We start from the raw sequence: 19,729 nt of genomic DNA, 5'->3' as shown, positions 1-19,729 counted from the left end.
AAAGGCGGCCCGCAAGAGGAGAAATGTTTCGGTGTGTAGTGAGGCGTCAGGAACGGGCTGGGTGTTTATGGATAGCCAACGCCATCAACCCAGCGGCCAGCTCATCACCTTCCAGCAGCGCCAGGCTGGCAGTATTCATCGGCAGTGGTTGTTGGCGATGGCCGTGTATCAATAAACCCGCCAAAGCACCAACCAACGGCTGATGGGTGACCAGCAACAGCTCGTCGAAGGCATAGCCATCCAGTTCCCGCAGCGTTTGGCGTAGATCACTTTCCGGCGTCAGCCAGGACACGGTCTGCCGGACACCGGCAAATGCCAGCACATCGCAGATCAGGTCCGCCGTCTGCTGCGTCCGTACATAGGGGCTGACCAACACCGCGCGCAACGGCCGGCCCTGCAGCTGCACAGCCGCCTCACGCACCTGCTGCTGGCCATAGGCCGTCAAGTTGCGCGAGGCATCAGTGCGTGCAACCGGTTCGGCTTCACCGTGACGCAGGAGCCACAGCTTCACCGCCCGGCCCCCATCAGCCGACCAGTCAAAGCTTCGGCTCTTCGTCACGCACCGGGTGGGCCGCCGGCGGAATGCTGTGCGGGGTTTCACCCTGCGGCGCTTGCGGGGTTGGCCAGTCGGCAAACGGCCAAGGCTTTTCATCGCTATTAAAGGTGCCAAAGCGGCCGATCTGCGCCAGGTACTGGCTCAGACTGTCACCAAAGCCCAGCAGGCCGGCATTCGGCGCACCGTAAAACAGGCGATAACCCAGCTGCAGCAACACCACGGCGCCCAGGAGGATTTCCGCCAGTTGCCAGACGATGGTGAAGATCACCATCCAGAGGATGCGCAGCAGAATCGATTCGCGCTGCAGTTGCTGATTGTCATCACTCATGTTCATCTCCTTATAAGGTCTAGAAAGGTAAAACTCAGAAACCGCTGGTGGGGATAAAGTCGACATCGGTTTTCGGCTCGCCACGCATCAGCGCGCCGATCACCTGATCCAGGGTGCGCCCTTCGAACAGAATGGCATGCAGGCCCGCCACCAGGGGCATATAGACCTGCAATTCCTCGGCTTTGGCCTTCAGCACCTTGATCGTGTTCACCCCTTCCGCCACTTCACCCAAGCGCGCCACGGCATCCTCCAGACTCAGCCCCTCGCCGAGAGCAAAGCCGACCTGGTAATTGCGGCTTTTCGCCGAGGAGCAGGTGACGATCAGATCGCCCACCCCGGCCAGACCGAGGAAGGTCATGGGGTTGGCGCCCAGCTTGACCGCAAAACGGGTCATTTCCGCCAGCGCGCGGGTAATCAGCATGCTCTTGGTGTTTTCGCCCATGCCCATGGCCGCCGCCATACCAGCGATGATCGCGTAAACGTTCTTCAGCGCCCCGCCCAACTCGACGCCAAAGCGGTCGCCACTGGCATACACGCGGAAGGTGCGCCCGTGCAGCGCGGCCTGCACTTGCAGGCAAAGGTCTTCGTCCTCGCTGGCGACGACCGACGCGGTTAGCGCATGTTCGGCCACTTCACGCGCCAGGTTCGGTCCGGACAGCACGCCAATACGCGCCTGCGGAGCGATGTCTTCGAGAATCTGGCTCATCAGCAGAAAACTCTGCGCCTCGATGCCCTTGGTGGTGCTCACCAGCAACTTGCCGCTCAGCAACTCAGCCACCGGCTGCAGCGCCTGGCGCAATGCACTGGAGGGCAAGGCAACAAAGATCAACTGGCAGGCATTCAGGGTCGCGCTCAGGTCGGTTACCGGGTCAACGCCTGGGTGAATTTTGATGCCTTTGAGGTAACGCGGATTTTCACGGGTCAGCCGAATCGCCTGGGCCTGTTGTGGGTCGCGCATCCAGTGCAGGACGTGCTGGCCATTCTCGGCCAGCAAATTTGCAATCGCAGTGCCGAAGCTACCGCCGCCAAGCACTGCGATGGGGTGCTGATCAGTCATAACGCATCCGTGGTAAACCATTGAAAGTGGCGAATCGCTCGCATTATACGGCGGCGTCCGTATGCAGCCAGCTTTAGCTGCGCGGCTAGCACTGGCAAAGCCAAGCAGCTCAGTTAACATGCAGGCTTTCAAACGCAAACAAGGTTGTGGCGTGATCGATAGCACCCAAGCCCGGCTTCACCCTGAGACCGCGAAAAACCGGCCAGTTCTCCAGCGCCCGCACATTCTGCGTAGCAGCGGAGTGGCCCGATGATCCTGCGCCGTGGCTGGAATATCCATACCCGTACGCAATTGATCAGTGTCGGCCCCGCCCTGCTGCTGACCCTGCTGCTCACCGGCTTCTTCACCTTTGCCCGCCTGCAGGACCTGCGTCAGGAGCTCAACCATTATGGCCAGCTGATCGCCAGCCAGTTGGCGCCGGCCAGCACCTACGGGGTGATTTCCGGCAACCTCGATGTGCTCGATGCCCTGTTGCAAGCCACCTTGAAGACCCCGCATGTGCGTTTTCTGGAAGTGCGCGACCACACCGGCAAGATCCTCGTATACGTCGAACAAACGCCCGGCAGCGGCCACGCCAGCAGCCAGGTCGAAGTATTCCAGGCGCCGATCCATCTGCAACGTGCGGCGCTGAACACCCCCACCCAGCAGACGCTGACCGATGACTACCTGGGTTATGTCGTTGTGGGCATGTCCAACGATGCCTTCAACACCCGCCAGCAGGAAATCCTGTTCAAAGCCACCCTGCTCGCCCTGTTTGCCCTGGCCCTGACGTTTATTCTCGCCCGCCGCCTGGCCCGTCACTTGTCACAGCCGCTGAGCGCCATGGGGGAAGCCGTCAGCGCGATCCAGGCCGGCAACTACCAGACCACCCTGCCCGAAGTCGGTGAAGGCGAATTGCAGGCCCTGGCGCGGCATATCAACAACCTCGCCCACGGCCTGGCCAGCGCCAGTGAAGAACAGCAGCGGGCCATGACCCTACTGATTCAGGCCCGCGAGCAATCGGAGCTGGCCAACCGCGCCAAATCCGACTTTCTGGCGATGATGAGCCACGAGTTGCGTACGCCGATGAATGGCGTGCTGGGCATGCTGCAGCTGCTGGAAACCACCGAGATGACCCAGGAGCAGGCGGAATATGCGGCGCTGGCCACCGAATCCACCGAGCACCTGCTGAAAGTCATCAACGATATTCTCGACTTCTCACGCATTGAGCGCGGCGCACTGGAGCTGGAACGCATCCCCTTCAGCCTGCTCGATCTGCTGCAAAGCTCGATTCAGGTGTTCCAGCACAGCGCCCAGCAGCGCGGCCTGCAGCTGCTGCTGGACACCCAGAGCGGCCTGGAACAGCTGCAGGTACAGGGCGACCCGACGCGGATTCGGCAGATTCTGGTCAACCTGATCGGCAACGCCCTGAAGTTCACCGAAAACGGCAGTATCCGCGTACACAGCACCTGGCAGGCGCTGGACAACCAGGTGCTGTGGTTCAGCTGCGCGGTACACGACAGCGGCATCGGTATCTCCCCCGAGCGGCTGGAACATATGTTCGATGCCTTCCAGCAGGCCGACACTTCTATTTCAAGACGTTACGGCGGCACCGGGCTGGGTTTGCCGATTGCCCGTACCCTTGCCGAACGCATGGGCGGCACCCTGCGCGCGGTCAGCCAGGAAGGCCAGGGCTCGGTGTTTACCCTAGAGGTGCCACTGCCGTTTTCCCAGCAGGTCGCCCCCGCTGTCAGCGACACACCACTGCCGACTGACCAGGGCAACGGCCAGCCGGTGCTGCTGGTTGAAGACAACCCGGTCAACCAGACCGTTATCGAAGCCATGCTGCGTAGCCTGGGCTATCAGGTCAGCCTGGTCGGTGATGGCGCCCAGGCCGTGCATCAGGTCAGCCAGCAGAAATATGCAGCGATTCTGATGGATTGCCGCCTGCCGATCATGGATGGCTACGAGGCCACACGGCAGATCCGCCGCCTAGCCGGTTGCACTGAATTGCCGATCATCGCCCTGACCGCCAACGCCCTGCAGGGCGACCGCGAGGCCTGCCTGCAATCGGGTATGAATGACTACCTGGCAAAACCCTTTAAACGGGCAGATTTGCAGCGAATCCTACAGCGCTGGCTACCCCCTCGACCTTCGACGGGTAGTCAAGAAGGCTCAACTGCTGCAGGCTAGAGCCATAGGTCTATGACAGGCCAAGAAGAGCGGAGTACAACTGTACTCACAAGGCTGTGACTTTCACCACAACGCAACAGTCTATGACTAGGCTGTTGGCAGGCGCAGCAGACTGCGCCGCCAGCCAGGACGATTCGCCCAGCCTTGGCGCATGGGACATATTGAGGAGCTCGCATGACCAAACAAAACGCCTTCACCCGGGAAGAACTGCTCGCTTGCGGTCGCGGCGAACTATTCGGCCCAGGTAATGCGCAACTGCCCGCGCCGAACATGCTGATGATCGATCGCATCACCCACATCAGCGACACCGGCGGCAAGTACGGCAAGGGCGAAATAGTCGCCGAGCTCGATATCACTCCTGATCTGTGGTTTTTCGCCTGCCATTTCGAAGGCGACCCGGTGATGCCAGGCTGCCTGGGCCTGGATGCCATGTGGCAGCTGGTCGGTTTCCACCTCGGCTGGCAGGGCAACCCCGGCCGCGGCCGTGCCCTCGGTTCGGGCGAAGTGAAGTTCTTCGGCCAGGTTCTGCCGACCGCCAAGAAAGTCACCTACAACATTCATATCAAACGCACCATCGCCCGCTCCCTGGTCCTGGCTATTGCCGATGGCAGCGTCAGCGTTGATGGCCGCGAAATCTACAGCGCCGAAGGCCTGCGGGTTGGCCTGTTCACCTCTACCGACAATTTCTAAGGGACTCATCGCATGCGTCGCGTCGTGATTACCGGCCTGGGCATCGTTTCCTGCCTGGGCAATGACAAAGCCACCGTCTCTGCCAACCTGCGTGCTGGCAAGTCAGGCATCCGTTTCAACCCTGCCTATGCCGAAATGGGCCTGCGCAGCCATGTATCCGGCTCGGTTGATCTCAACCTGGAAGAGCTGATCGACCGCAAGGTCTATCGCTTTATGGGTGATGCCGCAGCCTTCGCTTACCTCTCCATGGAGCAGGCGATCAAGGATTCGGGCCTCAGCGCGGAAGACATCTCCAACCCACGCGTGGGTCTGATTGCAGGCTCCGGCGGCGCGTCGACCTTCAACCAGATGGAGGCCATGGACATCCTGCGCGAGAAAGGCGTCAAGCGCGTCGGTCCGTACCGTGTACCGCGCACCATGGGCAGCACCGTATCCGCCTGCCTGGCTACGCCATTCAAGATCAAGGGCGTCAACTACTCGATCTCTTCGGCCTGCGCCACCAGCGCCCATTGCATCGGTAATGCCATGGAGCAGATCCAGCTGGGTAAGCAGGACGTGGTATTTGCCGGCGGCGGTGAAGAAGAGCATTGGAGCCAGAGCTTCCTGTTCGACGCCATGGGCGCCCTCTCCACCCAGTACAACGAAACCCCGGAAAAAGCCTCGCGTGCCTACGACGCCAAGCGTGACGGTTTCGTCATCGCCGGCGGTGGTGGCATGGTGGTAGTCGAAGAGCTAGAGCATGCCCTTGCTCGCGGCGCGAAGATCTACGCGGAAATCGTCGGCTACGGCGCAACCTCCGACGGCTACGACATGGTTGCCCCAAGCGGTGAAGGCGCAGTGCGCTGCATGCAGCAGGCCCTGGCCACCGTCGATACGCCCATCGACTACCTGAACACCCACGGCACCTCGACCCCGGTCGGCGACGTCGCAGAAAGCCGCGCAGTACGTGAAGTGTTTGGCGCCAAGGCGCCCGCCATCAGCTCGACCAAAAGTCTGTCTGGTCACTCCCTGGGCGCCGCCGGCGTACAGGAAGCGATCTACTGCATGCTGATGATGGAAGGCAACTTCATCGCCGGCTCGGTCAACATCGACGAAGTCGACCCGGAAATCGCCGACCTGCCGATCCAGCGCAGCACCGTCGAAAACGCCAAGCTCGACACCGTGATGAGCAACAGCTTCGGCTTCGGCGGCACCAACGCCACCCTGGTACTCAAGCGCTGGGCTGGCAAGTAAGCCTCACCCTGCGTTTGCAGCATAAAAAAGGCCATCCCTCGGGATGGCCTTTTTATTGTGGCTGTTTCCTTGATTAGATCGAGAAGCGCGCCACCAGTGCATTCAGGTCCACGGCTAGCCGTGATAATTCCTGGCTGGCCGCACTGGTCTGATTAGCGCCCGCCGAAGACTGCATCGACAGATCACGGATATTCACCAGGTTACGGTCGACTTCGCGGGCCACTTGGGCTTGTTCTTCCGAGGCGCTGGCGATCACCAGATTACGTTCGTTGATCTGCGAAATGGCGGCCGCAATCTCATCCAGTGCCTGGCCGGCCGCCTTGGCCACATCCAGGGTTGAACGCGCGCGGCTGTTGCTGTTCTGCATGGCGTTAACCGCCTTGTCGGTGCCCTGCTGAATACCGCTGACCATTTGCTCGATTTCACGGGTCGACTGCTGAGTGCGATGCGCCAAGGCCCGCACCTCATCGGCTACCACGGCAAAACCGCGCCCGGCTTCACCGGCTCGCGCCGCTTCAATCGCTGCGTTCAGCGCCAGCAGGTTGGTCTGCTCAGCAATCGAGCGGATCACATCCAGCACCTTGCTGATGTCGCGCACCTGACCGGCCAGTTGCTCAACTTCGGAAGCGGTATGGGTCACGTCATCCGCCAGGTGACTGATCGACTCGACAGTCTGGCGCACCTGCTCGCGGCCATGCTGCGCTGTGCGATTGGACTCGCTGGAGGCTTCAGAGGTGCTGACGGCGTTGCGTGCCACCTCTTCCACCGCGCTGGTCATTTCATTAACCGCTGTAGCCGCCTGCTCGATTTCATTGTTCTGCTGATGCAAGCCGCGGGTCGAATCTTCGGTCACCGCGCTGAGTTCTTCTGAGGCCGAGGCCAGCTGCGTGGAGGAGTCGGAAATATTCTGGATGGTGCTGCGCAAGCTCTGCTGCATGCTTTTCAAGGCGCTCAGCAAACGCGCCGGTTCATCACTGCCCTGCACCTCGATTGACTGGGTCAAGTTGCCGCTCGCCACCACTTCAGCCACCCGCACCGCTTCGGTCAGCGGCGCGACGATGCTGCGGGTCAGCAGCAGTGCCAGAATCACCGTCAGGCCCAGCGCCAGGGCGATCATCACCATGAACCACAACCGTGCGCTGGCGAATACCGCATCAGCCGCGTCAGCGGCGGCATTGGCGCCAACCCGGTTCAGTTCAGAAAGCTCGACCAGCGCCTTGGCCATACTGTCGGCGTGACCGTTAAGCGGACCGTTGGCGACCGCCAGGGCCGCATCCCGATCACCTTGCCGTATTGCATCGACGATCTTGCTCTGCTCTTGCAGATAGTTGCCTTCAGCCTGCTTGAAACGCCCATAAGCGCTCTTTTCTTCTGCACTGGAAATCAGCTTTTCATAAGTGCCTTGCGCCTTGCCCAACATGCCTTTGAGCTCTTCGACACGGGCCAGATTCTGTCGAGTCATGGTCTCATCGGTATTGAGCATCAAGCGCAGGGTCAGCGCACGCAGTCGCAGAACATCCTGGTTCATCTCACCCAGACTCAGAATGCTGGGCAACCAGTTTTGGTTTACCTGCTCCGACTGCTTGTTCATTTCTGCCATCTGCAGCAGCGAAAAGCCGCCGAGTATCAGCACCAATAGCGCCACCAGGCCAAAGCCCAGCGATGCTCTGGGCGCAATATTGAGATTTCTTAGGGTCATCACGGCCGTCCTTTAGGGTTCTGAAGCAGCTTGTTCGATAGCATATGGCCACTATCCTTATGAATGCCTTAAGACCTTCAGCCAATATCTACAGACTCCGTATCGACTCTAGCACTAGATTCTTGACCGCTTGCACATAAAAAAACCCGAGCCTGGGCTCGGGTTTAGGGTTACGACTTCAGGTAATTTCAGCGCACGGTAAACCGCTGCTCCAGCAATTTGCGGTCATCCTGAAACACCATAAAGTGCCACTCACCTGGCACCACTTCATGTTTTTCAGTGAATTCAAAGGCCATGACATCCTGCGGTGCGCCGGGGACCAGCTTTTGCGTCACCACGAACTTGTCGTGGCGCGTGCCTTGCGGAGTGACCACGCCGGGGGTGAGATAGAGCAACGTCAGCGGCGAATCATCGGCCACCTTGCCGGCCAGGCTGTAGCGCAGGCCGAATTTGGTGCCGAGCTTGGCGGGAATCACCTCGCCCTGCTCAATTTGCTGGTTGCTACGGGTTAACACCCGCTCGCCTTCCTGGAAGTCCTGATAGTTGCTGGCGAAAACGCCGTACTCGACCGGGCCTTCTACCCGGACTTCGGCCTGCGCCAGGCTGCTGCTCAATACAAGTGCGGCCAGGGCACTAAAACGGGTGTATTGCATGTCGCGCTCCTTTTTTAGATGGCGCGAGCCTATGACACCCGTGTGACAAGGCTATGACAGCTCTACTCCAGCAGCTCAGCCTGCACTTGGCGCGGCAGCACCGCGAGGAAGTTATCGCGCGCCACCTGATGGGCAACCTTCTCCGGCAAGGCATCGAGAAACGGCTTAAAGCCGTTCATATAACCCGCCAATCCATTAAAACGGCCAACCACATCGGAGCCGAGCATAAAGCGCGCCGGGTAGCTGCTGACCAGCTTTATCCAGGCCGCATCAGGCTGGCCGTTGGCATCCAGTAAATACGGCTGGAGCATGGTCCAGGACAGATCGATATACAGATTGGGGTACTGCTTGAGCATCCGCGCAAGGGTGGGCAGGAGGAAATCCAGCTTTTCCTGATGCCGATGAATTTCCATGCTGGTGCCAGCATGCGCCCAGATAAATCGCACATGCGGATGATTGCGCAGTGGGTCCTCGATTTCCTGCAGGTAGAGCGGATTGCGCTCACGCTTGGAGGTGATATTGGAATGCAGCATCACCGGCAAGTCGTACTCGGCAGCCAGATGGAAGACTCGCGCCAGAGCTTCGTTGTTAGCCCGTGGCGCATCACCATGAATCAGCGCAGTGAGGTCGTCATGCCGGGTAAAAATCTCGCCGATGCCTTGCCACAACCCTGGGTCGAGTTCGAGCATACGGCGGATATGCGCATCGGCATTCTTGTCATTCGGGTTGAAGCCGGAGAGAAACGGATGCAGGCGCTTGCGCTGCTCGGCGGGCACCTGTTTGTAGGCATGTGCCACCAGCACATCGGTGGCGCTGTACCAATAGGCATTGGCATCGTCGCCGGCGTAGTAACGCGGGCGCTTGGGTTCGTCTTCATCCCACTTCTTCGCCACCGGAATGCCCGAGAGCATCACATGCTCGATATTGCCGGCAGCCATCTGCTCGAACAGCTCGGTCATGCCCGCGCTTTCCTGAAAGAAATCCACGTAATGCAGATGGGCATCACTAAAACGGTAATCACGGGCCAGCGCCAACGGGCTGCAAACAGTGACTAAAGCCGCAAGACTCAATGCAAGTCGCCTCAAACCTCAATCCTCCTTGAAGACGTGAGCACAATTGACTCACTACACTGAGGTCTAGTTCAGAAACCAGGATTGCTGCAATGGCTTCAGCCTCGACCCACCGGCAACGCACCTGGCCCAACTACCTGCAGGCACTGCTGATTGTTGCGCTGTGCAACCTGGCAACAGCCCATGCCGCAGAGCGCTTGAACTACCCGCTGCACTCGGACGGCATTGATCCCGAAGCCTATGCCCTGGCACTGCTAACCGCGGCGCTGGAGCGCACACCCGGACGCTACCAGCTACAAGCCACACCCGTGCCCATGGCGCAAAGCCGCGCCTTGCTGGCCATCGAGCACGACAGCAAAAGCGTGCAGGTGATGTGGACCATGACCACCCGTGAGCGTGAAGCACGCTTGCTACCGATCCGCATCCCGATCTACCGAGGCCTGATCGGCTGGCGTGTGTTGCTGCAGCGCAGCGCGGATGCCGAGCAACTGGCTACGGTGGAGAACCTCGATGAACTTAAACGCTTCAGCTTCGGCCAACGCCACGACTGGCCGGACACGGCGATCCTGCGGGCCAATGGCCTGAAGGTGGTGACCAGCCAGCACTATCGCGGTTTGTTCCAGATGCTCGCCGCCGGGCGTTTCGATCTGTTTCCCCGTGAAGTCGTGGTGGCCTGGCAGGAGCAGGCGCGCGCGGCGGAAAGCGGGCTGGCGCTGAGCATCGACAACCACCTGCTGCTGCATTACCCAACAGCGTTCTATTTCTTCACCTCACGCAACCGCCCGGACCTGGCTGCCGACATTGAGCGCGGCCTGGAGGCGATGATTGCCGATGGCAGTTTTCAGCGCCTGTTCGAGCAGTACCATGGCGACACGTTGCGTCAGGCCAATTTGCATAAGCGGCGCATCATCGAATTGCACAACCCCGACTTACCCCCTGCAACGCCATTTTCCCGCAAGGAATTATGGTTTCAGCCCAAGGAGCTCAAATGATCAGCATCAGCAACGACAAAGGCCTGCTGCAGCGCATCAGCATTGGCCCGCACACCCTGCACAGCGACGTGTCAGTGGAGCTGGGCGGTGCAGGTTCAGCGCCTGAACCCCATGACCTGTTCGATGCTGCGCTCGGCGCGTGCAAGGCACTGACCCTGGCGCTGTATGCCAAGCAACGTGGTTTGCCGCTGGAAGGCCTCGACGTAAAGCTCAACCGCGATGACAGCCAGGAACGCCAGGGCATCTACCGCCTGGATGTCGAACTGACCCTGCACGGCGCGCTGGATGACGCACAACGCCAACAGCTGCTGCGCGTCGCCGACAAATGCCCGATCCACAAACTGATGACCAGCAGCGAAGTTCAGGTCAATACCCAGCTGAGTGAGGGCGCGTAATGAGCGATTTTCTGCTGATCCAGCCGCGCCCGGAAAACCTCGGCGGTCAACCTATCCTGCGCCCCCTGCCCTCGGCCAAGTGCCGCAGCGTTGGGCCGTTCGTGTTCTTCGACCATATTCTGGAAAACACCTACCCAGCCGGCAGCGGCATGAATATCAACCAGCACCCGCATATCGGCCTGTCCACCCTCACCTACCTGTTCAAGGGGCAACTGCAACACAGGGACAGCCTCGGCTCAAATCAGCTGGTCAGCCCCGGCGAAGTCAGCTGGATGACCGCAGGCCGTGCCGTCGCGCATGTCGAGCGCACCCCGCAGGATTTGTGGGAAAACGGCTCGCACATGCACGGCCTGCAGGTCTGGCTGGCCATGCCCGCCGCAGAGGAGCAAGGCGAACCCAGCTACAGCCATCACCCCACCGACAGCCTGCCGCGCAGCACCAGCATGGGCGTGGACATCTGCCTGATCGCCGGCACCGGCTTCTGCCTGCAATCACCGGTGCCCGTGCTGTCGCCCACTATCTATGCCGAAATCAAGCTGGCCGCAGGCAGCGCACTGCAGATACCCGCCGAGCATGCCGAGCGCGCGCTGTACCTGATTGACGGCGAGGTGACACTGGACGATCAGCAACTGCCGCTGCGGGGCCTGCAGGTGCTACCCGAAGGCGAGACCTACACCCTCAGCGCCTGCGGCGAGAGCCGCCTGGTATTGATTGGCGGTGCGCCGATTGGTCCACGGCGGATCAACTGGAATTTCGTCGCCAGCGACCCGGCCTTGATTGATCAGGCGCGTGAGCGCTGGGCGGCGCAGGACTGGCCAACAGTGCCAGGCGAGACCGAGCGCATCGAGCTGCCGCGCTGACGGAGAAGATTTGTTGCACTCCCGAGACATCCAAAGCGCAGGTGCTCGGGTATAACCCTTGGCACGCTCACACACTCAGGAACCCAGTGCATGGCGCAGCCGCTGTTTGATTACGAAAGCCATCTGGAAGCCTGCGCCCGGCAGGACGACCGCGCATTCCAGGCGCTCTACCAACAGGAGGCCGCGCAAATGCTCGGGTTGGCCATCACCCTGCTCGGCCGCCGTGACCAAGCCGAAGACTGCGTGCACGATGCCTTTGTGCAGATCTGGCGCAACGCCCAGCGTTTTCAGCGCGCGCTTGGCAGTGGCCGTGCGTGGATCTACAGCATTCTGCGCTACCGCGCGCTGAATCAGTTGCGCAGCCGTGGTCGCACGGTGGAGATGGATGACGACTTTATCGAACGTGCCGCTGACGACAGCCCGCAGGCCGCCGAACTGCTGGAGCAGCAAGGTGAACAGCAGCAACTGCGCCGCTGCCTGCAGGGCATCGAACGCAACCGCCGTCACCCGATTCTGCTGGCCTTCTACCGCGGCCTGACCCATGAACAGATCGCCAACCGCCTGACCACCCCGCTGGGCACCATCAAAGGCCGTATTCGCGCCGGTCTGCGCGCACTGCAGGAGTGTTTGCAAGCATGATTACGCAGCAACCTGCCGAACGCCGCGCCTTGATTGGCGAATACGTCCTGGGCCTGCTTGATGAGGCCGAAGCCGCTGAAGTGCGCGAGCTGATCGAGCACGACAGTGAAGCCGCGCAAATGGCCCTGCAGTGGCAACAGCACTTTCTTGAACTGAGCGATCAGCTGCCACCGCAGACACCCTCGGCGCAATTGTGGCAGCGCCTGCAGGACAGCCTTGGCCTGACCCCAGCCGTCAGTCGGGTGAATGCTTGGCTGGCTTGGTGGCAGAGCCTGACCACCTGGCGACTTACCAGTGCTGCGCTGGCATTCGCCCTAATCGTCGCGCTCATGCCTAACCTGTGGCGCACTGACATGGCTGGAGATAGCTACACCGTGGTGCTGCAAGCCCCGGGTGAAGCCGCCAAGCCAGGCTGGGTGGTGCATGTGGATGGCACTGGCAGCCTGCGCCTGCAACCGCTGCTGGACGATCAGATCCCGGCCGACCGCTCGGTGCAGTTCTGGACGTTGATCGACCCAGCGATCGGCCCACGCTCCCTAGGCCTGGTCGAACCGGGTAAGCCGCTGCAACTGTCTGCCGAGCAGATTGGCGCGGTACAAGCCGGCCAGCTGTTCGAACTGACCCTGGAACCGGCCGGCGGCTCGCCGAAGGATCGGCCAACCGGCAAGGTGCTGTATATCGGCCGCGCGGTTATGGCATCGGTTAACTGAGGTCGTTTGCAAAAAAACTGAATTTATTTTCAGTCGGCGACATCCAGACGTTCTCTCGTGGGTATAGCTATCAGGTGTTTCATCGAGGCACCTGCAAGGCGGGCTTTACCCGGCCTTGCATCGATGCTGGATAACCACAGATGAGAGAACGCATATGAACAGCCTCAATACCCTGCTGACCGCTGCCGTTACCACTGCCACCCTCAGCCTCGCCGCCGGCACTGCCAGCGCAGCGACCCTACTGGCCCTGGGTGCCGACGGTCAGCTGTTCAAGATCGACAGCGCCAGCCAGAAAATCACCGCAAGCATGCCCGCCAGCAGCCCAAGCCCGTTGCGCGGCATCGATGTACGCCCGGCCAACGGCATGCTCTATGCGCTGGGCAACGATCATCAGCTCTACACCCTGGACCTGGCTACAGGCGCAGCCAGCAAGGTTGCCAGCCTGAACAAGCAGCTGCCGGGCAGCGGTCAGGCGGTCATCGACTTCAATCCGGTCGCCGACAAACTGCGCATGCTCGCCGCCGATGGCACCAGCTTCCGGGTCAATGTCGAAACAGGTGAAGTGGTTGTAGACGGTTCGGTGGCCTACGCCGCAGAAGGCCCCTACGCCGGCAAGAGCGCCCAGGTGGTAGCCGGTGCCTATAGCAATGCCTACGCTGGCGCTCAGGCCACCGCGCTGTACAACGTCGACCTGGCCAGCAGCAGCCTGATGCTGCAGAACCCGCCGAACGATGGCGTTCAGCAAGCCGTGGGCAAGATCGTTGATGGTTTGCAGAATGCGGCCCTAGATATCGCCAGCGACGGCAAGGGCGGCAACACCGCCTACCTGCTCACCGGCACCACGCTGCATACCTTGGACCTGGCCACGGGCAAACCGACCACCCTGGGTGAGATCACCGATCTGCCGGGCAATATCATCGATATCGCCGTACTGCCGGAATAAGTGCGGACGCGGGAAGGCCACCCGGCCTTCCCGCTACGCCTTAATCGGCGAAGGTTTCCGCAAACAGATCATCCATGGCCTTGAAGGCACGCGCGGCGACCACCGGGTGGTATTCATTGCGCCCCGGCACATTGGCCACCGGGCTGGTGAAGGAATGCACCGCGCCGCCGTAGCTGACCAATTGCCAATCGGCTTTGGCCGCTTTCATTTCCGCAATAAAGCCATCGACCTGCTCCTGCGGCACCGCCGGATCATCCGCGCCATGCAGCACCAGAACCGGTGCTTTGATGTTCTGCGCGTCATTCGGGTTGGACGTATCCAGGTTGCCGTGGAACGAGACAAAACCTTTCAAATCAGCGCCGGAACGCGCCAGCTCCAACACCGCACCGCCACCGAAGCAGAAACCAATCGCCCCCAGTTTGCTGACATCCAGCGCCACCTGCGCAGTTTGCGCCTTGAGCACCTCCACCGCAGCTTGCGCACGTTTGCGCATCAGCGGCCGGTCACTGCGCACCAGGGTTGCAGCGGCCTTGGCTTCATCGGCATTAGTCGGACGCACGGCTTTGCCGTACATATCGGCCATAAACACCACGTATTTATCGCCAGCGGCGCGGGCGGCCTTCTTCGCCGAATCCTCGGTAACGCCCAGCCAATTGGGCACCATCAGCAGGCCTGGGCGCGGCGTGGTCACCGCATCGTCGTAGATCAGCAGGCCTTCGAAGGCTTCACCATCGATTTCATAAGGCACCGGTTTGACCACCACGGCGGCTTCAGCAAAACCGATCATGCCGGCACACAGCAGTGGCAACAGGGATTTCGTGGACATGGCGAGGCTCCTCTGGATGGATTAAGCGCAGCCACAACCATAGTCCGCAGCGCCGTGATGACCAAGCGCGGGCGCCGCCTGGAGCAGCCGCAAAGGTTTCAGCCTGTTACCGCCTAGCCCTGCTCTGCCCAGCGCTCCTTGATTTCCAGGATCAAAGGCAGCTGCTGAATAAACAGCTCGACCAGCTGCGGATCGAAATGCCGACCACTTTCCTCCTGCAGCAGGCCGACTGCATCTTCAACCGACCAGGCCGCCTTGTAGGGGCGCACGCTGGTCAGTGCATCAAACACATCGGCAATCGCCACAATGCGCCCTTCCAGCGGGATGTCCTCGCCACTCAGGCCATTGGGGTAGCCCGTACCGTCCCACTTCTCGTGGTGCGACAGAGCAATGCGCTGCGCCGTGCGCAGCAGGCCGGAAGCATGCTCACCAATAATCCGCGCACCGATCTCGACGTGCTGGCGCATCACCGCCCACTCCTCCTCATCGAGCTTGCCCGGTTTGCGCAGCACCGCATCGGGAATGCCGATCTTGCCGACATCGTGCATCGGCGCAGCGTTAAGCAGCTCTTCGGCAGCCGCTTCACTAAAGCCTGCGGCCAGGGCCAGCACCTTGGAAAAATGGCTCATGCGAATCACGTGCAGGCCAGTCTCGTTGTCCTTGTACTCGGCGGCCATGCCGAGGCGCTGAACGATCTGCAGGCGGGTCTGGCGCAGTTCATCCATGCGCACCAGCGACAGGTGCGTGCGCACCCGAGCGCGCACGATCGGCGGGCTGACCGGCTTGGTGATGTAATCGACCGCCCCCACCGAGAAGCCGCGCGCCTCATCTTCAACATCGGCCAGCGCGGTGACAAAGATCACCGGAATGGCCTCCAACTGGGGCTGCGCTTTGAGTGCCTGGCACACTTCATAGCCGGTCATGCCCGGCATCATCACATCCAGCAGGATCAGGTCCGGTCGCTCACGTTCGGCCATTTCCAGGGCTTTGCCGCCGTCCTTGGCAAACAGCAGGCGGTAGTCCTCCTGCAGGATATGCCGCAGCACCTGCAGGTTGGTGGCCTCATCGTCGACCAGTAAAAGCAGCGGCCGAACATCGACTGGGGTGATCATGGTGTCTGGCTTTCCTCATCATGCAACTGCTGCAGCAGCTCGCTAAGCGACTGCTGCGCCAGGTCAAAGTCAAAATCATCCAGCGCCTGGCGCATACGCGCCAGAGCCTCTTTCTGCTGCGCGCCCTGCAGCCCCAGGCTCAGGTAAGCCAGCGCCTGATCATCCAGCCCGCCACGGCTGACGGCTTGCTGCAAACGCAGCAGCGCTGCCCGCAGCTGCTGGCTATCCTGGGTCTGCGTCTGGGTGATCGCATCCGGCACCAGCGGCAGGGCCTCGGCAACAGCCGCCAGGGCGCGTGACAACTCCAGCAGCAGGCTGCGCAAATGCAGGCCCTCGCGCTGGTTGAACGCCTGCTCGATTGCCAGCCCTAGACCGGACAAATGGGTCAACGCCAGATTGGCCGCCGCGCCGCGGAAACGGTGCGCCAGGCTGCGCCCGGTATCCCAGTCATTCTTCTCCAGCATGCTGTTCAACTGCTCGACCAGGGCGCCCTGCTCACTCAGGAAGCGTTGAATCGCCTGACTCATCTGCACCGGCCCGCCCCACAGGCTGGTGCCGCGCTGCCAGTCGAACAAGCCGGTCGTTGCCGCTGCAGTGTTCTCGACGCCCCCGTGGCCCTGAGCCACGCCCAGCAGACGCGCCATTTCCGCCAGCAAAGCCGGTAAATCGAGGGGTTTTGAGGCAAAGCCGTTCATCCCGGCATCCAACGCGGCCTGGCGGTCCTGATCCAGCACGCTGGCCGTCAGGGCGATAATCGGGATGGGCGCACGCTGCTGAGTGGCCTCCAGCGCACGGATACGCCGGGACGCTTCCAGACCGTCGACCAGGGGCATCTGCACATCCATCAGCACCAGATCAAAGCGGCCACTGATATAGGCCTCAACTGCCGCCTGCCCATCAGCCACGCACGTGACCTGATGACCCAGACGCTGCAGGTTGAGCTGCAACAGCTCCAGGTTCTGCGGCACATCGTCGGCGGCCAGAATGTGCAATGCCGCCAGTTGCGGCAGCGCCTGGCGTACCTGTGGGGCCAGGCGTTGACCGGCACGCAGGGGCAATTCGACGATAAAGCGGCTGCCCTCGCCCAGGGTACTTTCCACGCGCAAGCGCCCGCCCATCAGCTCGACCAGCTGCCGCGAAATGGTGGTGCCCAGCCCCGTGCCGCCAAAACGCCGGCTCATCGAGGCATCGGCCTGGGCAAAGGGCTCGAAGATTTTCTCCAGGCGGTCGGCAGCAATGCCGATGCCGCTGTCTTCGACGATCAAACGAATCGCGCCGACCTCGCCCTGCACGCGCAGGCAAACCCGGCCCTGGGCGGTGAATTTCACTGCATTGCCCAGCAGATTGGTCAACACCTGCTGCAGGCGCAGGGCATCGCCACGGAAGAACTCCAGCAGCTGCGCCGGGTACTCCAGCTGCAACGCCAGGCCCTTGTTTTCTGCCGCCAGACGCTGGGTGGCGCAGACCTGTTCGCACAGCTCGCGCAGGGAGAAATCCAGGTCTTCCAGCTCAATCGCGCCCCGGTCGAGCTTGGCGGTATCGAGGATGTCATTGAGCAAGCCGAGCAGCGAGCGTGAAGCCTGCTGCACGGTCTGCAGATGACGGCGCTGGTCATCGGCCAACTGCGTGCCGATCAGCAGCTCGGTGAAGCCGATAATGGCGTTCATCGGCGTGCGAATCTCATGGCTCATATTGGCCAGGAAACTGCTGCGCGCCGCCGCTGCCGCCTCGGCACGGTCGCGGGCTGCGCGGGTTTCCTGCTCCATCAGGCGACGCGGCGTGAGGTCAGTGGCCAGCTTGACCACCTTGAAGGGTTTGCCATCGGTATCGAGAATCGGGTTGTAGGTCGCCTGAATCCACACCTCACGCCCACCGCGGGCAATACGCCGGTATTCCCCGGCGGAGAACTGGCCATTGCCTAACGCCGCCCAGAACAGCCGGTAGTCGTCACTGTCGGCATACAGCGGGTCGCAGAACAGGCGGTGGTGCTGGCCGATCACTTCGGCACGCTGATAACCGAACAGATCCAGGGCGTTGTCATTGATCTCCAGCACATGGCCGTGCAGGTCAAACTCGATCAGTGCCATGGCCTTGCTAATGGCGTTGACCTTGCCTTCGTACTCGGCGTTACGCAGTTTGCTTTCGGTCTGATCGAGCAGTACACCGTCGATCCAGCGTGGTATGCCCTGCTCATCACACACGGCACTGCCGCTTTCCCAGATCCAGTGTTCCTTGCCATCGCGGTCGAACAAACGGTACTCGACGGTGTAATTGCGCCGCTGCTCGATGGCGGCCAGCACCTGCTCCGCCACTGGCTGGTAATCGTCCGGGTGATAGAGCGCAGCAATCGACTGGCGCTTGCTGATGAAGTCGTCAACACTCCAGCCGGTCAGCACCTGCACTGCATCGCTGACAAACAGCATGGTCCAGTCGTCATCCAGCAGGCAGCGGAAGGAAACCCCGGGGATATTGCTGATCAGCGAGCGGTACTGCTGTTCGCTCTCACGCAGCGCCTGCTCCATCTGGATGCGCCCGCTGATGTCGTTGACGAACACCACGAACAGCGGCTGATTGCCCGAGCGGGTTACCCCGACGCTGATGCGCACCGGCTTGGCCTGGCCATTGCTGGCAATGCAATGCAACTCCTGCTCGGCGCCCGACAATGCCAGAGTGCCGCTGTCCAGGTAGTTGCGCAGATGCGCCGCATAGAGGTTGCCATCGTGCTCGTTGAGCAGACGGCGGATCGGCAAACCGACCAGCTCATCCGGCTGCCAACCCAACAGACGGGTAGCGGCGCGGTTAGCCGAGCGAATGATGCCGGCATGGTCGACCGTCAAAATCGAGTCGAGCGCGGTATCGAAGATCGAGCGTAGATGCTGCTCGCTGGCCTGCAGCTGCAGGCTCAGGCGGCGATAGCGTAGCAGCGCATTGGCCGCCACCACAAAGACCGTCAGGGCAATGGTGATCAGCGAAATCGCACTGCCCAGGTACAGGCTGTCGACCATGGCAATCGGCTGCGCAGACTCGGCCACGCCAACAAAGCGAGCCGCCTCCATACCGGTGTAGTGCATGCCACTGATCGCCAGGCCCATCACCAGTGCGCTAATCAACAAGGCCCAGAGCGCCGGCAAGCGCCCCTCCAGACCAAAGCGCACCCACAGGGCAAGAATGGCCAGACCGACCGCCACCAGAATCGACAGGGCAAACATCCAGGGGTCGTAGCGCAGTAGCGGCGCCATCTGCATCGCGGCCATGCCGCTGTAGTGCATCGCGCCAATCCCCGCGCCCACCAGCACCCCGCCGATACACAGCTGCAACAGGTTCAGGTTGCGCCGTGCCAACACAGTCAGGGCCACCCAGGACGCCGCCAGGCTCGGCAGCATCGACAACAGGGTTACGTCGAGATCAAAACGTACTTCGGCGCACAGCTGAAACGCCAGCATGCCGATAAAGTGCATCGCCCAAATACCAGCCCCCAGGGCCAGCGAACCTGTGGCGATGGTGACGTGCCGCCACCAGGCTGTATCACTGTCACGGGCCACACCGGCCAGTTGCAGAGCCATGCCCGAGGTGAACACGGCAATGCACAGCGACATCAGCACCAGTAGCGGATCATGGTTGCTGAGAATCAGAACACTGGGATCGGCACTGGCGATAAACAACTGATCAAGAAACTGCATACCACCCCAAGACTGCATCGGTTGTGCATGCGCACCAGTGGCGCAATGACAGCATGACAAACGAGCCTGCCCGGCCTGTCAATCAAACGCCGACAAAAAAGCCCGCTTTCGCGG

General features: G+C 61.3%; 18 protein-coding genes. 9 read left to right on the top strand and 9 right to left on the bottom strand.

The genetic code is table 11. The annotated features are described in order from the left end of the window. Positions 1 to 46 precede the first annotated feature (46 nt). The 3 genes from sixA to P3C18_RS15885 are packed head-to-tail and all read right to left on the bottom strand — an operon-like array spanning position 47 to position 1,941. Entirely contained in the window at positions 47 to 511 is a 465-nt protein-coding gene (gene sixA, locus P3C18_RS15895; protein WP_275962815.1) for a phosphohistidine phosphatase SixA, read from the bottom strand. Between the two features lie 25 nt (positions 512 to 536). Next, a complete protein-coding gene (locus P3C18_RS15890) occupies positions 537 to 884 on the bottom strand; it encodes a DUF4389 domain-containing protein (RefSeq protein ID WP_275962814.1) in 348 nt (115 codons plus the stop codon). 34 nt (positions 885 to 918) lie between these two features. Then, positions 919 to 1,941, bottom strand: a complete 1,023-nt coding sequence (locus tag P3C18_RS15885; RefSeq protein ID WP_275962813.1) for an NAD(P)H-dependent glycerol-3-phosphate dehydrogenase — start codon at positions 1,939 to 1,941, stop codon at positions 919 to 921. Between the two features lie 249 nt (positions 1,942 to 2,190). Between P3C18_RS15885 and P3C18_RS15880 the strand changes: the two genes are divergently transcribed. The 3 genes from P3C18_RS15880 to fabB all read left to right on the top strand — a co-directional run bounded on the left by P3C18_RS15880 (position 2,191) and on the right by fabB (position 6,036). Next, positions 2,191 to 4,113: an ATP-binding protein gene (locus P3C18_RS15880; RefSeq protein ID WP_275962812.1), complete on the top strand. Its 1,923-nt coding sequence runs from the start codon at positions 2,191 to 2,193 to the stop codon at positions 4,111 to 4,113. A 174-nt stretch (positions 4,114 to 4,287) separates the two neighbouring features. Then, on the top strand, positions 4,288 to 4,803 hold the full coding sequence (fabA, locus tag P3C18_RS15875) for a 3-hydroxyacyl-[acyl-carrier-protein] dehydratase FabA (protein WP_090253349.1): 516 nt from the start codon (positions 4,288 to 4,290) through the stop codon (positions 4,801 to 4,803). Positions 4,804 to 4,815: 12 nt separating this feature from the next. Continuing rightward, a complete protein-coding gene (gene fabB, locus P3C18_RS15870) occupies positions 4,816 to 6,036 on the top strand; it encodes a beta-ketoacyl-ACP synthase I (RefSeq protein WP_275962811.1) in 1,221 nt (406 codons plus the stop codon). A gap of 73 nt (positions 6,037 to 6,109) precedes the next feature. On the opposite strand, the gene P3C18_RS15865 is transcribed toward fabB, so the two are convergent. The 3 genes from P3C18_RS15865 to P3C18_RS15855 form a co-directional block, all read right to left on the bottom strand. Beyond that, a complete protein-coding gene (locus P3C18_RS15865) occupies positions 6,110 to 7,735 on the bottom strand; it encodes a methyl-accepting chemotaxis protein (RefSeq protein WP_275962810.1) in 1,626 nt (541 codons plus the stop codon). A gap of 188 nt (positions 7,736 to 7,923) precedes the next feature. Then, a complete protein-coding gene (locus P3C18_RS15860; protein WP_275962809.1) occupies positions 7,924 to 8,388 on the bottom strand; it encodes a DUF3859 domain-containing protein in 465 nt (154 codons plus the stop codon). Between the two features lie 62 nt (positions 8,389 to 8,450). Continuing rightward, on the bottom strand, positions 8,451 to 9,473 hold the full coding sequence (locus P3C18_RS15855; protein ID WP_275962808.1) for an amidohydrolase family protein: 1,023 nt from the start codon (positions 9,471 to 9,473) through the stop codon (positions 8,451 to 8,453). 77 nt (positions 9,474 to 9,550) lie between these two features. Between P3C18_RS15855 and P3C18_RS15850 the strand changes: the two genes are divergently transcribed. The 6 genes from P3C18_RS15850 to P3C18_RS15825 all read left to right on the top strand — a co-directional run bounded on the left by P3C18_RS15850 (position 9,551) and on the right by P3C18_RS15825 (position 13,997). Further along, a complete protein-coding gene (locus P3C18_RS15850; RefSeq protein WP_275962807.1) occupies positions 9,551 to 10,450 on the top strand; it encodes an ABC transporter substrate-binding protein in 900 nt (299 codons plus the stop codon). After that, complete coding sequence (locus P3C18_RS15845; RefSeq protein ID WP_275962806.1) at positions 10,447 to 10,845, top strand: OsmC family protein; 399 nt, start codon at positions 10,447 to 10,449, stop codon at positions 10,843 to 10,845. Before P3C18_RS15850 ends, P3C18_RS15845 begins: the two co-directional genes overlap by 4 nt. Further along, positions 10,845 to 11,705, top strand: coding sequence for a pirin family protein (locus tag P3C18_RS15840; RefSeq protein WP_275962805.1), 861 nt, complete (start codon positions 10,845 to 10,847; stop codon positions 11,703 to 11,705). The genes P3C18_RS15845 and P3C18_RS15840 overlap by 1 nt, the downstream gene beginning before the upstream one ends. A gap of 90 nt (positions 11,706 to 11,795) precedes the next feature. Continuing rightward, positions 11,796 to 12,344, top strand: coding sequence for a sigma-70 family RNA polymerase sigma factor (locus tag P3C18_RS15835; protein WP_275962804.1), 549 nt, complete (start codon positions 11,796 to 11,798; stop codon positions 12,342 to 12,344). Then, positions 12,341 to 13,054 carry an anti-sigma factor gene (locus P3C18_RS15830; RefSeq protein WP_275962803.1) on the top strand — a complete coding sequence of 238 codons (714 nt, stop codon included), beginning with the start codon at positions 12,341 to 12,343 and terminating at the stop codon, positions 13,052 to 13,054. Before P3C18_RS15835 ends, P3C18_RS15830 begins: the two co-directional genes overlap by 4 nt. Before the next feature lie 154 nt (positions 13,055 to 13,208). Continuing rightward, complete coding sequence (locus P3C18_RS15825; RefSeq protein WP_275962802.1) at positions 13,209 to 13,997, top strand: DUF4394 domain-containing protein; 789 nt, start codon at positions 13,209 to 13,211, stop codon at positions 13,995 to 13,997. Positions 13,998 to 14,037: 40 nt separating this feature from the next. Here the strand turns inward: P3C18_RS15825 and P3C18_RS15820 are convergent, their stop codons facing one another. The 3 genes from P3C18_RS15820 to P3C18_RS15810 all read right to left on the bottom strand — a co-directional run bounded on the left by P3C18_RS15820 (position 14,038) and on the right by P3C18_RS15810 (position 19,633). Beyond that, on the bottom strand, positions 14,038 to 14,823 hold the full coding sequence (locus tag P3C18_RS15820; RefSeq protein WP_275962801.1) for a dienelactone hydrolase family protein: 786 nt from the start codon (positions 14,821 to 14,823) through the stop codon (positions 14,038 to 14,040). Between the two features lie 113 nt (positions 14,824 to 14,936). Continuing rightward, a complete protein-coding gene (locus P3C18_RS15815; protein WP_275962800.1) occupies positions 14,937 to 15,935 on the bottom strand; it encodes an HD domain-containing phosphohydrolase in 999 nt (332 codons plus the stop codon). Continuing rightward, complete coding sequence (locus P3C18_RS15810) at positions 15,932 to 19,633, bottom strand: PAS domain S-box protein (protein WP_275962799.1); 3,702 nt, start codon at positions 19,631 to 19,633, stop codon at positions 15,932 to 15,934. The genes P3C18_RS15815 and P3C18_RS15810 overlap by 4 nt, the downstream gene beginning before the upstream one ends. Positions 19,634 to 19,729: the final 96 nt, after the last annotated feature.

This window comes from Pseudomonas sp. 1928-m (assembly GCF_029269135.1).
In the GTDB taxonomy this organism is placed as follows: domain Bacteria; phylum Pseudomonadota; class Gammaproteobacteria; order Pseudomonadales; family Pseudomonadaceae; genus Aquipseudomonas.
This window is presented reverse-complemented; position numbering and strand designations above follow the sequence as displayed.

Excerpts from the sequence above, each read along its gene's own strand:
- P3C18_RS15890 (WP_275962814.1), bottom strand. The coding sequence starts at position 884 with ATGAGTGATGACAATCAGCAACTGCAGCGCGAATCGATTCTGCTGCGC.
- P3C18_RS15885 (WP_275962813.1), bottom strand. The coding sequence starts at position 1,941 with ATGACTGATCAGCACCCCATCGCAGTGCTTGGCGGCGGTAGCTTCGGC.
- P3C18_RS15880 (WP_275962812.1), top strand. The coding sequence starts at position 2,191 with ATGATCCTGCGCCGTGGCTGGAATATCCATACCCGTACGCAATTGATC.
- fabA (WP_090253349.1), top strand. The coding sequence starts at position 4,288 with ATGACCAAACAAAACGCCTTCACCCGGGAAGAACTGCTCGCTTGCGGT.
- fabB (WP_275962811.1), top strand. The coding sequence starts at position 4,816 with ATGCGTCGCGTCGTGATTACCGGCCTGGGCATCGTTTCCTGCCTGGGC.
- P3C18_RS15865 (WP_275962810.1), bottom strand. The coding sequence starts at position 7,735 with ATGACCCTAAGAAATCTCAATATTGCGCCCAGAGCATCGCTGGGCTTT.
- P3C18_RS15860 (WP_275962809.1), bottom strand. The coding sequence starts at position 8,388 with ATGCAATACACCCGTTTTAGTGCCCTGGCCGCACTTGTATTGAGCAGC.
- P3C18_RS15850 (WP_275962807.1), top strand. The coding sequence starts at position 9,551 with ATGGCTTCAGCCTCGACCCACCGGCAACGCACCTGGCCCAACTACCTG.
- P3C18_RS15845 (WP_275962806.1), top strand. The coding sequence starts at position 10,447 with ATGATCAGCATCAGCAACGACAAAGGCCTGCTGCAGCGCATCAGCATT.
- P3C18_RS15840 (WP_275962805.1), top strand. The coding sequence starts at position 10,845 with ATGAGCGATTTTCTGCTGATCCAGCCGCGCCCGGAAAACCTCGGCGGT.
- P3C18_RS15835 (WP_275962804.1), top strand. The coding sequence starts at position 11,796 with ATGGCGCAGCCGCTGTTTGATTACGAAAGCCATCTGGAAGCCTGCGCC.
- P3C18_RS15830 (WP_275962803.1), top strand. The coding sequence starts at position 12,341 with ATGATTACGCAGCAACCTGCCGAACGCCGCGCCTTGATTGGCGAATAC.
- P3C18_RS15825 (WP_275962802.1), top strand. The coding sequence starts at position 13,209 with ATGAACAGCCTCAATACCCTGCTGACCGCTGCCGTTACCACTGCCACC.
- P3C18_RS15820 (WP_275962801.1), bottom strand. The coding sequence starts at position 14,823 with ATGTCCACGAAATCCCTGTTGCCACTGCTGTGTGCCGGCATGATCGGT.
- P3C18_RS15815 (WP_275962800.1), bottom strand. The coding sequence starts at position 15,935 with ATGATCACCCCAGTCGATGTTCGGCCGCTGCTTTTACTGGTCGACGAT.
- P3C18_RS15810 (WP_275962799.1), bottom strand. The coding sequence starts at position 19,633 with ATGCAGTCTTGGGGTGGTATGCAGTTTCTTGATCAGTTGTTTATCGCC.